General features: G+C 69.7%; 12 protein-coding genes and 1 pseudogene. 10 read left to right on the top strand and 3 right to left on the bottom strand.

Annotated elements, in window-relative coordinates; all coding sequences use genetic code 11:
• Window positions 1–54 precede the first annotated feature (54 nt).
• The 4 genes from hisD to FE811_RS07720 all read left to right on the top strand — a co-directional run bounded on the left by hisD (window position 55) and on the right by FE811_RS07720 (window position 2,927).
• Window positions 55–1,365, top strand: a complete 1,311-nt coding sequence (hisD, locus tag FE811_RS07735; RefSeq protein ID WP_116222888.1) for a histidinol dehydrogenase — start codon at window positions 55–57, stop codon at window positions 1,363–1,365.
• The gene (locus FE811_RS07730; protein ID WP_114535844.1) at window positions 1,362–1,850 is read left to right on the top strand and encodes a UPF0262 family protein; all 489 of its coding nucleotides are present in this window, start codon (window positions 1,362–1,364) and stop codon (window positions 1,848–1,850) included. The genes hisD and FE811_RS07730 overlap by 4 nt, the downstream gene beginning before the upstream one ends.
• A 3-nt stretch (window positions 1,851–1,853) precedes the next feature.
• Window positions 1,854–2,312 carry a low molecular weight phosphatase family protein gene (locus FE811_RS07725; protein ID WP_036751729.1) on the top strand — a complete coding sequence of 153 codons (459 nt, stop codon included), beginning with the start codon at window positions 1,854–1,856 and terminating at the stop codon, window positions 2,310–2,312.
• 78 nt (window positions 2,313–2,390) lie between these two features.
• Complete coding sequence (locus FE811_RS07720) at window positions 2,391–2,927, top strand: PAS domain-containing protein (protein WP_116222887.1); 537 nt, start codon at window positions 2,391–2,393, stop codon at window positions 2,925–2,927.
• A gap of 36 nt (window positions 2,928–2,963) precedes the next feature.
• Here FE811_RS07720 and edd read toward each other — a convergent pair whose 3' ends face one another.
• On the bottom strand, window positions 2,964–4,766 hold the full coding sequence (edd, locus tag FE811_RS07715) for a phosphogluconate dehydratase (RefSeq protein ID WP_116222886.1): 1,803 nt from the start codon (window positions 4,764–4,766) through the stop codon (window positions 2,964–2,966).
• A 115-nt stretch (window positions 4,767–4,881) separates the two neighbouring features.
• Between edd and FE811_RS07710 the strand changes: the two genes are divergently transcribed.
• The 6 genes from FE811_RS07710 to FE811_RS07685 all read left to right on the top strand — a co-directional run bounded on the left by FE811_RS07710 (window position 4,882) and on the right by FE811_RS07685 (window position 11,888).
• Window positions 4,882–6,078: an RSP_2647 family RNA methyltransferase gene (locus FE811_RS07710; protein WP_116222885.1), complete on the top strand. Its 1,197-nt coding sequence runs from the start codon at window positions 4,882–4,884 to the stop codon at window positions 6,076–6,078.
• A complete protein-coding gene (locus FE811_RS07705; protein ID WP_116222884.1) occupies window positions 6,075–6,659 on the top strand; it encodes an RSP_2648 family PIN domain-containing protein in 585 nt (194 codons plus the stop codon). Before FE811_RS07710 ends, FE811_RS07705 begins: the two co-directional genes overlap by 4 nt.
• A 75-nt stretch (window positions 6,660–6,734) precedes the next feature.
• Complete coding sequence (zwf, locus tag FE811_RS07700) at window positions 6,735–8,186, top strand: glucose-6-phosphate dehydrogenase (RefSeq protein WP_072461553.1); 1,452 nt, start codon at window positions 6,735–6,737, stop codon at window positions 8,184–8,186.
• Entirely contained in the window at window positions 8,183–8,857 is a 675-nt protein-coding gene (pgl, locus tag FE811_RS07695) for a 6-phosphogluconolactonase (protein WP_036751719.1), read from the top strand. The genes zwf and pgl overlap by 4 nt, the downstream gene beginning before the upstream one ends.
• A 1-nt stretch (window position 8,858) precedes the next feature.
• Window positions 8,859–10,460, top strand: a complete 1,602-nt coding sequence (gene pgi / locus FE811_RS07690; protein ID WP_116222883.1) for a glucose-6-phosphate isomerase — start codon at window positions 8,859–8,861, stop codon at window positions 10,458–10,460.
• A gap of 138 nt (window positions 10,461–10,598) precedes the next feature.
• The gene (locus FE811_RS07685; RefSeq protein WP_116222882.1) at window positions 10,599–11,888 is read left to right on the top strand and encodes a sorbosone dehydrogenase family protein; all 1,290 of its coding nucleotides are present in this window, start codon (window positions 10,599–10,601) and stop codon (window positions 11,886–11,888) included.
• A gap of 15 nt (window positions 11,889–11,903) precedes the next feature.
• On the opposite strand, the gene FE811_RS07680 is transcribed toward FE811_RS07685, so the two are convergent.
• Together FE811_RS07680 and FE811_RS07675 are read right to left on the bottom strand one after the other, a co-directional pair.
• Window positions 11,904–12,779: a glycosyltransferase family 2 protein gene (locus tag FE811_RS07680; protein WP_116222881.1), complete on the bottom strand. Its 876-nt coding sequence runs from the start codon at window positions 12,777–12,779 to the stop codon at window positions 11,904–11,906.
• Window positions 12,776–13,059: pseudogene (locus FE811_RS07675) on the bottom strand (hypothetical protein); the annotation flags it as partial. The gene FE811_RS07680 and the pseudogene FE811_RS07675, both read right to left, overlap by 4 nt.

The raw sequence follows: 13,059 nt of genomic DNA, 5'->3' as shown, positions 1-13,059 counted from the left end.
TTGAGCCCCTTGCCCGCAGCGGCTAACAAGGGCGGGTCATTGAAGGCTCGAGCCATGCCCATCCACCTTTCGACCGCCCAGCCCGATTTCGCCGAACGCTTCGCCGCGCTTCTTTCGATGAAGCGCGAGGATGCGGCCGATGTGAACGATGCGGTGGCGGCGATCATCGCCGATGTGCGCAGCCGGGGCGATGATGCGCTGGTCGAGTTGACCGGGCGTTTCGACCGCCTGGCGCTGACGCCGGAAACGCTGGCCTTCTCGCGCGAGGAGATCGCCGCGCAGACCGCGAAGGTCTCGGCCGAGGATCGCGCCGCCCTGGCCATGGCTGCAAGCCGCATCCGCGCCTATCATGCCCGGCAGATGCCCGACGATCTCAGCTGGACCGATCCCGAGGGCGCGACCCTGGGCTGGCGCTGGACGCCGGTCGCGGCCGCGGGGCTCTATGTGCCGGGCGGGCAGGCGAGCTATCCCTCGTCGGTGCTGATGAATGCCATTCCCGCGCGGGTGGCGGGGGTCGAGCGGCTGGTGGTCTGCGTGCCGACGCCCGGCGGCGTGGTGAACCCGCTGGTGCTGCTGGCGGCCGAACTGGCCGGGGTGGACGAGATCTATCGCATCGGCGGGGCGCAGGCGATCGCCGCCATGGCCTATGGCACCCGGACCATCCGGCCGGTGGACAAGATCACCGGCCCCGGCAATGCCTATGTCGCGGCAGCCAAGCGGCAGGTTTTCGGCCGTGTCGGCATCGACATGATCGCCGGCCCTTCGGAGGTGCTGATCATCGCCCAGGGCGCGCAGAACCCCGAATGGCTGGCGCTGGACCTGTTGGCCCAGGCCGAGCATGATGCCGATGCCCAGTCGATCCTGGTCACTCCCGACGAATCCCTGGCCCGCGCCGTGGTGGCCGAGGTCGAGCGCATCCTGCCGGCCCTGCCGCGCGCCGAGGTGGCGGGCGCCAGCTGGCGCGATTATGGCACGGTGATCGTGACGCGCGACCTCGACGAGGCGGCGGCGCTTTCGGACCGGCTCGCCCCCGAGCACCTGGAGCTTTGCGTCGACGATCCCGAGGCGCTGGCGGAAAAGACCCGCCATGCCGGGGCGATCTTCCTGGGCGGCTGGACGCCCGAGGCGGTGGGCGATTATGTCAGCGGTCCCAACCATGTCCTGCCGACGGCGCGCTCGGCGCGGTTCTCGTCGGGCCTGTCGGTGATGGATTTCCTCAAGCGCAGCACCATCGCCCGGCTCTCGCCCCAGGCGCTAGGGGCGATCGGCCCGGCCGCGGTGCGGCTGGCCGAATCCGAGGGGCTTTCGGCGCATGGCCGCTCGGTCTCGGCGCGGCTGGCGGTTCTGAACGGGGGGCAGCCATGAGCCAGTCCACGAACCGGCTGTGCCGGATCGACATCGACGACAGCGCCCTGCCGCCGCCCACGCCCGAGATCGAGCAGGACCGCCGCGTCGCGGTCTTCGACCTGCTCGAGGACAACAGCTTCATCCTGCCCGGCCGCGAGGGGCAGGAGGTTCCCGCCGGCCCCTATGCCCTGGCGCTGGCGGTGCGCGAACGCCGCCTGGTCTTCGACATCGCCACCGAAGCGGGGGACAAGGTGGCCGAGTTCCACCTGTCGCTGGGTCCGTTCCGGCAGACGGTCAAGGATTACTTCCAGATCTGCACCAGCTATTTCGACGCGGTCAAGCGCCTGCCGCCGGCGCAGATCGAGGCGATCGACATGGCCCGGCGCGGCATCCACAACGAGGGCGCCCGCACCCTGCAAGAGCGGCTGGAGGGCAAGGCCGAGGTCGACATAGACACGGCGCGGCGCCTGTTCACCCTGATCTGCGCGCTCGTTCCGGGGTGATTCGTGGTCGGACCGATTCCCCATTCGGTGCTGTTTTGCTGCGACCACAACGCCATCCGCTCCCCCATGGCCGAGGGGATGATGAAGAAATTCTACGGCCGCGCCGCCTATGTGCAGTCGGCCGGGGTCAAGAACGACATGGAGATCGACGGCTTCGCCATCGCCGTCTGCAAGGAGATCGGGGTCGAGCTTTCGACCCATCGCGCCCGGTCCTTCGAAGAGATGAAGGCCTGGGGCGACGACCTGACCAGCTTTGATCTGGTGATCGCCCTTTCGCCGGCCAGCCAGAGGCAAGCCCTTGAACTGACGCGGGTTTCGCATCTGGACGTGGAGTATTGGCCGATCATGGACCCCAGCGGCCTGGCCGAGGGGCGCGAGGCCAAGCTGGCGCTTTACCGCACCGTGCGCGACCAGATCCGCAAGCGGATGATCGAGCGTTTCGGCCCGCCGACCGAAGGCTGAAGAAAACTTCCGCGCGCTAACGGAATCTTAGCCTATTGGCGCAATGCTGCCGGAAATCCCTTGCAGGAGGTTTCCCGGATGACCGAAATCCAGCGGCTTCACCACGATCTTGAATGGGCCATGCGGGCGATGGGCTCGCATCGCGCGGTGCTGATCCTCGACCTTGCCGGGCATATCGTCGCGGTGAACCAAAGCTACCTGGGCATGTGCGGCTATCGGCGCGAGGAGTTGATCGGCCGGCCGGTGGTGATGCTTCTGGATCCCGTGGACAAGGTGCCGGACCGGCTGTGGCGCATGCTCGAGACGCCGGACGGGCGCGAGGCGCGGCTGCACGACCTGGCGCAGGTGGCCAAGTCGGGGCGGCGCTTCCGGGTCGATGCCCGCATCTGCCCGATTCGCGACGAGGGGGGCCGGGTCTGCCTGACCGTGCTGTTCCTGCGGGAAGCGGCGGACGAGGCGGGGCCGCAGCACCCGGACCTGCCGCGGATCGCGGGCATGGCACAGATCCTTCGCCTGCCGCCGCGCCGGCTGGCCGAGCCGCGGTCGCGGACGGGCCGATGCGGCCGGTCGGGGACCGGCATCGCCCTGTGCGTCCCGGCGCGGCGCGACCATTGACGGATGCCGCGCGGCGGGTGTCTCGCAGGGGGGCGGTCAGACGACGACCGCCGCGCCCTCGGTGGCGGGGCCGACATTGCGGCGGAAGGCGGCGAAAAGCTCGCGCCCCAGCCCTTCGGCCGAATGCGAGGGGTCATGCATGGCCGCCGGCCGGTCCTCGAAGCCGGGGGCAAGGCAGGTCAGCGTGCCGGCCACCGCGTTGAGCCGGACGGGATCGCCGTCGCGCAGCCGCGCCAGCGGCCCGCCATCGGCCGCCTCGGGCGAGATGTGGATCGCCGCGGGAACCTTGCCCGAGGCGCCGGACATGCGGCCATCCGTGACCAGCGCCACCCGCAGCCCGCGATCTTGCAGCACGGCAAGGGTGGGGGTCAGCGAATGCAGCTCGGGCATGCCATTGGCGCGGGGGCCCTGGAAGCGGACGACGACCACCACGTCCTCGGTGAACTCGCCGCGCTTGAAGGCGGCCTTCACCTCTTCCTGGTCGGCAAAGACGCGCGCGGGGGCTTCGATGACATGGCGTTCTGGCGCCACGGCCGAGACCTTGATGACGCCGCGGCCCAGGTTGCCCGACAGCTGCTTCAGCCCGCCGGTCGCGGCAAAGGGATCGGTGGCCGGGCGCAGGATCTTGTCGTTCAGCGTCTCGCGCGCGCCGCCGACCCATTCGATCCGGCCGTCCTTGAGGCGGGGTTCCTGCGCATATTGCCCCAGCCCGCCGCCGGCGATGGTGCGCACGTCCTCGTGCAGCAGCCCCGCCTCCAGCAGCTGGCCGATCATGAAGCCAAGGCCGCCCGCGGCATGGAAATGGTTCACGTCGGCCAGGCCGTTGGGATAGACGCGGGCCATCAGCGGCACGGTCTCGGACAGGTCGTGGAAATCCTCGAGGTCCAGGATCACGCCGGCCGCCCGCGCCATCGCCGGCAGGTGCAGCACCAGGTTGGTCGAGCCGCCGGTCGCCATCAGCCCGACGATGCCGTTGACGAAGGCGCGTTCGTCCAGCACCTCGCCCGCAGGCAGGTAGTCGTTGCCCAGCCGGGTGATCGAGGCCGCGCGCTGCACGGCGGCGCTGGTCAGGGCATCGCGCAGGGGCGTGTTCGGATTGACGAAGCTGGAGCCCGGCAGATGCAGGCCCATGAACTCCATCAGCATCTGGTTGGTGTTCGCCGTGCCGTAGAAGGTGCAGGTGCCCGGCGCGTGATAGCTGGCCATCTCGGCCGCCATCAGCGCCTCGCGGCCGACCTCGCCGGTGGCGAATTGCTGGCGGACCTTGGATTTCTCGTCGTTGGGCAGGCCCGAGGGCATGGGGCCGGCCGGCACGAAGACGGCGGGGATATGGCCGAAGGTGGCGGCGGCGATGATCAGCCCCGGCACGATCTTGTCGCAGACGCCCAGGTAAAGCGCCGCGTCGAAGGTGTCATGCGTCAGCGCCACGCCCGAAGCCAGCGCGATCACATCGCGCGAGAACAGCGACAGCTCCATCCCCGGCCGGCCTTGCGTCACCCCGTCGCACATGGCCGGAACCCCGCCCGCGACCTGGGCCGTGGCACCCGCGGCATGGGCGGCCTGGCGGATCAGGTCGGGATAACGCTCATAGGGCTGGTGGGCCGAAAGCATGTCGTTATAGGCGGTGACGATGCCGATGTTGGGCTTGCGCGTTTCGGCGAAGTCCTGCTTGTCGGGCATGGCGGCATAGGCATGGGCCTGGTTGCCGCAGGACAGGTGGGCGCGGCGCGGCCCTTCCTCGGCGGCGCGGGCGATCTTGGCCAGATAGGCGCTGCGGCTATGGATCGAACGCTCGCGGATACGGTCGGTCACCCGGTCGATGGTGGCGTGCAGGGTCATGGCTGGCATCTCCTTTGGCGCCAATGTAAGCCGTTAGCGTTAACAAGGCAACCGGCCGGCTCTTGCCCGCGGCCGCGCGGCGTGGCAATCCTGCGCCGTTTTGCACGAGGCCGCCATGACCGCCGATCTGCCCATCATCCGACTGCGCCCGAAATCCAAGCCCCAGGCGATCCGCCACGGCTTTCCCTGGGTCTTTGCCGACGAGCTGGTGACGGACCGGCGCACGCGGGCGATCCCGCGGGGCAGCTTCGCCGTGCTGGAGGATGCCGAGCGCCGCCCCCTGGGGCTGGTCACGGTCAACCCCGATTCGCGGATCATCGCCCGCGTGATGGACCCCGACCCGCAGGCGCGGATCACCCGCGACTGGATCGCGGCGCGGCTGGACCGGGCGCTGGCGCTGCGGGCGCGGCTGTTCGACCGGCCCTTTTACCGGCTGGTCCATGCCGAGGCCGACGGGCTGCCCGGCACCATCATCGACCGTTTTGGCGATGCCGCGGTGATCCAGCCCAATGCCGCCTGGGCCGAGCGCATGGTCGGGGAGATCGCCGCGGCGCTGCGCGAGGTCGCGGGCGTCGCGACGGTGATCCTGAACGGGCAGGGCCGGGCGCGGGCGCTGGAGGGGCTGGACGAGCGGACCGAGATCCTGTCGGGCGCCGTCGACGGCCCGGTCGAGGTGCCGATGAACGGCGCGATCTACCTGGCCGACCTGACGCAGGGGCAGAAGACCGGCCTGTTCTATGACCAACGCCCGAACCATGCCTTTGCGCAGCGGCTGGCCCAGGGCCAGCGCGTGCTGGACGTGTTCTCGCATGTCGGCGGCTTCGGCCTTGCCGCCCTGGCGGCCGGCGCCACCCATGCCACCTGCGTCGACGGCTCGGCCGCCGCGCTGGAGCTGGCACGGGGCGGCGCGCGCGCCATGGGCGCCGAATCGCGGCTGACCATCCGCCAGGGCGACGCCTTCGAGCAGATGGAGGCGCTGGCTGCCGAGGGCGCGCAGTTCGATCTGGTGATCTGCGACCCGCCGGCCTTCGCGCCCTCGAAACCGGCGCTGGAGGCGGGCTTGCGTGCCTATGAGCGGGTGGCGAAGCTGGCCGCGCCCCTGGTCGCGCCGGGCGGCTATCTGGGGCTGTGTTCCTGCAGCCATGCCGCCGATCTCAACGCCTTTCGCAATGCCAGCGCCCGCGGCATCGGCCGCGGCGGGCGGCGGATGCAGCTTCTGCATACCGGACAGGCCGGCCCGGACCACCCCACGCTGCCGCAATTGGCCGAGACCGGCTATCTCAAGGCGCTGTTCTTCCGGCTGGACGGATGAAGGCAGTCCTGGACGCCTGCGTGCTGTTTCCGACCGTGCTGCGGGAGATCCTGGCCGACACGGCGGCGGCGGGGCTGTTCCAGCCGCTCTGGTCGCGCCGCATCCTGGACGAATGGCGCCATGCCGCAACCCGCCAGGGCGTCGAGGCCGGGGTCGAGATCGCGCTGCTGGAATCGCGCTTTCCGCAGGCGCTGGTCGAGCCGGGGCAGGAGATCTTCGGGCTGGACCTGCCCGATCCGGCCGACCGGCATGTGGTGGAATGTGCGCTGGCCGCCGGGGCACAGGCGATCGTCACCGCCAATCTGCGCGACTTTCCGCGCAGGGCGCTGGCCCCGGTCGGGCTGCGGGCGATTCATCCCGACGAATTTCTGCGCGACCTCTGCCTGCGGGCCCCCGAAACCGTGCTCGCGGCCGTGCAGGCGACCGAGGCGCGCGCCCGTGCCGCCGGCGGCGACATGACCCGCAAGGAGCTGATGCGCCGCGCCCGCCTGCCGCGCCTGGCCAAGGCGATGGCGCGTCTTGATGCAACCGAAACCGCGCCCTTCCCGTTGCATGGCGCGACCCCGCGGGAACAGGATTGAAAGGGGACGGATTTGAAGGACTTGATGTTATCGCTAACATCCGCTAATCGGCAGAGCAGCGATGAGGAGGCAGCGATGGTTTCACGCGTCATTCCGGTTGAGGATTTCGACCTGGTGATCTTTGGTGCAACCGGCGACCTGGCCCGGCGCAAGATCGTGCCGGGGCTGTATCGCCGCTTTGTGGCCGGGCAGGTTCCGGCCAGCGCGCGCATCATCGGCGCCGCCCGCACCCGCCAGGACGACGAAGCCTTCCGCGCCGAGATGCGCGAGGCGATCGAGGAATTCATCGGCCCCGGCCAGGACCAGGCGCAGCTTTCGGCCTTTCTCGACATGCTGGGCTATGTCGCCATCGACGCGCGCGGCACCGATGGCTGGGCCGAACTCAAGGCGCGGGTGCGTCCCGGCGTGGTCCATGCCTTCTATTTCTCGGTGGCGCCGGCGCTGTTCGGCGACATCGCCGAGCGCCTGGCCGGCAACGGCATCGCCGATGCCGACAGCCGCATCGTTGTCGAAAAGCCCTTCGGCCGCGACCTTGCCACTGCTCGCGCGCTGAACGCCACGCTGGCCCGGCATTTCGACGAGAACCAGATCTATCGCATCGACCATTACCTGGGCAAGGAAACCGTCCAGAACCTGATGGCGGTGCGCTTCGCCAACATCCTGTTCGAGCCGCTGTGGAACGCGCAATACGTGGACCATGTCCAGATCACCGTGGCCGAGACGGTGGGCGTCGGCGGGCGCGGCGAATATTACGACCATTCCGGCGCCATGCGGGACATGGTGCAGAACCACCTGATGCAGCTTCTGTGCCTGATCGCGATGGAGCCGCCCTATCATTTCGACCCCGATGCGGTGCGCGACGAAAAGCTCAAGGTGATCCGGGCGCTGGAGCCGCTTGCGCCCCAGGACATCGTGCGCGGCCAGTATCTGGCCGGCCCCGACGGCCCCGGCTATCTGGAGGATTCCGAGAACCCGCAGTCCCGCACCGAAAGCTTCGTGGCGCTGAAGGTGCGGATCGCCAACTGGCGCTGGACCGGCACGCCTTTCTACCTGCGCACCGGCAAGCGGCTGCGCGCGCGCACCAGCGAGATCGTCGTGACCTTCAAGGAGCCGCCGCATTCGATCTTCGACGACGGCGGCACGCACAAGGCCAACCAGCTTGTCATCAAGCTGCAACCGAACGAAGGCATGCACCTGACCGTGATGATCAAGGAGCCGGGGCCGGGCGGCATGCGCCTGGTGCAGGTGCCGCTGGACATGAGCTTTGCCGATGCGCTGGGGGCCGAGGGCTCCGACATGCCCGATGCCTATGAGCGGCTGATCATGGACGTGATCCGCGGCAACCAGACCCTGTTCATGCGTGGGGACGAGGTCGAGGCCGCCTGGGCCTGGACCGACCCGATCATCGCCGCCTGGGAATCTGGCTCGAAGCGGCCCGAGCCCTATGATGCCGGCTCCAGCGGCCCCGAAGAGGCGCTGCGCCTGCTGCATCGCGACAACCGCCGCTGGAGGGAGATCCGGCCATGACGCTCGAGTTCATCGAATATCCCGACCGCGAGATGCTGTTTTTGTCGCTGGCGGACCGCGTGGCGGGGCAGCTGTCGCAGCATTTGCGGGTGAACGACAGCGCCAGCCTCTGCGTGCCGGGCGGCACCACGCCGGCGCCGCTTTACGACTATCTCTCGGGCAGCGAGATCGACTGGCCGCGCGTCACCGTGCTGCTGAACGACGAGCGCTGGGTGGATGGCGAGCATCTGCGCTCGAACGGCCGGCTGCTGCGCCGCCACCTGCTCAAGGACAAGGCGGCGGGGGCGCATTACATCGACCTCTATACCGGCGACGAGCGCCCCGAGGACGCGGTGCCGGCGCTGGCCGAGGCGATTGCCCCGCACCTGCCGCTGACCGTGCTGCTTCTGGGCATGGGCACCGACATGCATACGGCAAGCCTGTTCCCCGCGGCTTCCGAAACCGTCCTGGCGCTGGCGCCGGACGCGCCGGTGGTGATGGCGATCAACAGCGTCAAGGACGAGCCGCGGATCACCCTGACCGCCTCGGCGCTGAAGGGCGCGATCAACACCCATCTGCTGATCGCCGGGGCCGACAAGCGCGAGGCATTCGAGCGCGCGCAGGGCCTCGACCCGACCGAGGCGCCGATCCGCGCCTTCCTTGGCGACATTACCGTGCATTGGGCAGAGTGACATGACCATCTGGAGCAGGTTGCAAGACCACCGCAAATCCCAGGGCGCGCTACGTATCGAGGCGCTGTTTGACGCCGATCCGACCCGCGCCGCCACCTTCTCGACCCAGGCCGAGGGGCTGGTGCTGGACTGGTCCAAGACCAGCATCGACGCGGGCGCGCGCGAGCTGCTGCTGGAACTGGCCGCGCCGGTGCCCGAGCGCCGCGAGGCCATGTTCGCCGGCCAGCGCATCAACGAGACCGAGGACCGCGCCGTGCTGCACACCGCGCTGCGCAACCTCGAAGGCAGCGTCGCGGTGGACGGCCGGGACGTGATGCCCGAGCTGCGCCGCACCCATCGGCGGATGTGCGATTTCGCCCGCGCCATCCGCGACGGCAGCTTCGCCGGGCAGGGCGGCCGCATCACCGATGTCATCAACATCGGCATCGGCGGCTCGGACCTCGGCCCGGCCATGGCCACGCGGGCTCTGGCGCTCTGGCATGACGGGCCGCGGGTGCATTTCGTCTCGAACGTGGACGGGGCGGACATCGCCGATACGCTCAAGGGGCTCGACCCGGCGACCACGCTGGTCATCGTCGCCTCCAAGACCTTCACCACCATCGAGACCATGACCAATGCCAGGACGGCGCTGGACTGGATGGCCAAGGCCGTGGCGCAGCCGGCGGCGCAATTCGCCGCGCTCTCCTCGGCGACCGACCGCACCGCCGAATGGGGGATCGAGCCCTCGCGCGTCTTCGGCTTCGAGGATTGGGTCGGCGGGCGCTATTCCATGTGGGGGCCCATCGGCCTTTCGCTGATGATCGCCATCGGGCCCGAGAACTTCGACCGCTTCCTTGCCGGCGGCGCGGCCATGGACCGCCATTTCCGCGAGGCGCCGCTGGCCCAGAACCTGCCGGTGATCCTGGCGCTGGTCGGCATCTGGCACCACCAGGTCTGCGGCTACGGCACCCGCGCCGTCTTGCCCTATGACAACCGCCTCGCCCGGCTGCCGGCCTATCTGCAGCAGCTGGAAATGGAATCGAACGGCAAGCGCGTGGCCATGGACGGCAGCGACCTGGTGCTGCCCTCGGGCCCGGTGGTCTGGGGCGAGCCGGGCACCAACGGCCAGCATGCCTTCTACCAGCTGATCCACCAGGGCACGGCGGTGGTGCCCTGCGAATTCATCCTCGCCGCCCGTGGCCACGAGCCCGAGCTTGCGCATCACCACCTGCTGCTGATCGCCAATTGCCTGGCGCAATCCGAGGCGCTGATGCGCGGCCGCTCGCTGGACGAGGCGCGCGCGCTGATGCAGGCCAAGGGCCTGACCGGCGCCGAACTGGAACGCCAGGCCCGCCACCGCGTCTTTCCCGGCAACCGCCCGTCGACCACGCTGCTGATCCCCGAACTCGACCCCTACACGCTGGGCCAGATCGTCGCGCTCTACGAGCACCGCGTCTTTGCCGAGGGGGTGATCCTGGGCATCAACAGCTTCGACCAATGGGGCGTCGAGCTTGGCAAGGAACTGGCGCTGAAGCTGGCGCCGCTGCTTCAGGGCAAGCCCGCGCCCGGCCACGACCCCTCGACCGAGCATCTCGCGGCGCTGATCCGCGACGCGCGCGGCTGAACGCTTCTCTGTTCCCCAAATACTCCAGGGACGGCGCCACCAGCGCCGCCCTCGCCGATTCGATCCCCTTGCGCATTCCGGGATTGACCCCCGGCGCATCCCGGCTAGCCTTGGCCTGCGCAGACGGGAAGGAAAGCGATGGATCTTCTGGCCAGGGCGACAGCCGCCATCGGCGGCGCGATGGTGCTGATGCGGCGGATGGGCGCGCCGCGGACGGCGGCGTTCGGGCCAAGCCCCGCCATCCCCGAGGCGAAGAAACAGGGCATCATGACGCTGAAGATGCCCACCGCCCGCGGCTGGGCGCCGGGCCAGCGGCCCAAGGCCGCGCCGGGCCTGCGCGTCGATGCCTTCGCCCGCGACCTGCAACATCCGCGCTGGATCGAGGTGCTGCCCAATGGCGACGTGCTGGTGGCCGAGGCCCTGCAAGAGGCCAGCCCGCCGCAATCCCTGCTCGACCGCGCCGCCCAGGCCACCATGCGCCGCGCCCGCGCGCTGGGCACCAGCGCCAACCGCATCACGCTGTTGCGCGACGGCGATGGCGATGGCGTCGCCGAGACGCGCGAGGTTTTCCTGGCAGGCCAGCGCCAGCCCTTCGGCATGGCCCTGGTCGGCGACACCTTCTATGCCGGCAATACCGACGGCATCGTCGCCTTTCCCTATGCGCCCGGTGCCACGCGGCTGGACGGGCCGGGCCGCCGGCTGGTCGATTTCAAGCCCGGCGGGCATTGGACGCGCAGCCTGATCGTCTCGCCCGACCGCAAGCGGCTTTATTGCGGCGTCGGCTCGCTGACCAATATCGCCGACGAGGGCATGGAGGCCGAGGAAGGCCGCGCCGCGATCTGGGAACTGGAACTGGAGACCGGCCAGGCCCGCATCTTCGCCTCGGGCCTGCGCAACCCGGTCGGCCTCGCGTGGGAGCCCGCGACCGGCGCGCTCTGGACCGTGGTGAACGAACGCGATGGCTTGGGCGACGAGACGCCGCCGGACTACCTGACCTCGGTGCAGGAGGGCGGCTTCTACGGCTGGCCCTGGTCCTATTGGGGACAGGTGGTGGACGACCGCGTGCCCCAGGACGCGGCCGAGGTCGCCCGCGCCATCACCCCCGATTATGCGCTGGGCGGCCATACCGCCTCGCTTGGCCTGTGCTGGATGCCCGAGGGCACGCTGCCCGGATTCCCCGACGGCATGGCGATCGGCCAGCACGGCTCCTGGAATCGCTCGACGCTGTCGGGCTACAAGCTGATCTTCGTGCCCTTTCGGGACGGCCGGCCCGCCGGGCCGCCGCGCGACATCCTGTCGGGCTTTCTTTCCGAGGACGAGAAATATTCCCATGGTCGCCCGGTCGGCGTTGCCATCGGCCCGGACGGCAAGTCGCTTCTGATGGCCGATGACGTGGGCGACGTGATCTGGCGGGTCAGCGCGGCCTGAACCGGCCCGCTTGCGTCAGAACCACTGGCCCGGCTCCATCAGCCCCAGGTCCATCAGCTGCTGGGCGTTCCAGCGGAAGGGATGCGAGTTGCGCCAGCGGAAGCTGCGGATATGCCCGCGCGAGCCGGGGTTCTTGGCCAGCCCCTTGGCCACCCGGAACGAGGCGACGGCGGCGGTCAGGTTGTTGTGCCAGGGGCAGGCATAGGTGTTGTATTCCTCGGCGTTGAAGCGCAGGTCTGGCAGCAGCCGCAGTCCCGGCTGGCTGCGAAACAGCGCGATGCGGTCGATGCGGCGGCGATCCTGGGGCAGGTGCTCCTCGAATCGCCAGCGCAGCCCGCCGTGGAAATCCAGCTGCCGTTCCTTGTGGCGGCCGTCGCGGTCCACGCGGCCAAGCGCGTAATAGCCGGTGCGGTCGAACATCGCCTCGTCCAGGCTGACCGCATCGGGGAAACGCTCCAGGTCCGGGGCATAGAGGTCGATGACATAGGTCAGCATCGCCCGCCGGCGTTCCTCGGCGTGAAAGGCCAGCATCTCGCCCACGCTGCGGCTTTCCGAGAAGGGATAGAACAGGAACTCGGCATTATAGCCGTAGTAGAGCCAGGTATCGGCGGGCGCGGCCTCGATCACCGCATTGACCGCCTCGACCTGGGCCCGGCTGCGGCGGGAATCGTGGCGCAGGTTGAGGATCCGGTCCGCGCCCTCGCCGGGCAGGACATGGGCGGGCAGCGGCTCGGGCGACAGCGCCAGGATCAGCCGGAAACCGGCCGCAAGGTGATGCGCCAGCGTCCGTTGCACCGCTGCCTCGTCCTCGATCAGCAAAACCGCGACCGGCCCCTTGTCCAGCCGGCCGCCCGGTGCCTTCAGGAAATCCGCCAGGCTGGGAAAGCTCATGGCAGGGCGGCCTTGATCTGTTCCAGCGCCTGCGCCAGCGCCGCCGGGTCAAGCGCCGCGCGATCCAGCAGGGCCAGAAGCTCGGCCTTGCGTTCGGGCGCAAGGGACGAGCCGTCGATCATGGCGCGCACCTTGGCGGCATCGAAGCCCTGCGGGGTCAGGGCGGCATCGATCCCGACCGCCTCGCCGGCCGCGGCGCCGGCTTCGCGCGTGGCGCTGGCCGCCTCGCGGGCGGCGGTGCTTGCGGCGATGGCGGCGGCCTCGGCCTGTTCGGGGGTGG

The organism is Paracoccus sp. FO-3, from assembly GCF_006386455.1.
Classification (GTDB): domain Bacteria; phylum Pseudomonadota; class Alphaproteobacteria; order Rhodobacterales; family Rhodobacteraceae; genus Paracoccus; species Paracoccus versutus.
This window is presented reverse-complemented; position numbering and strand designations above follow the sequence as displayed.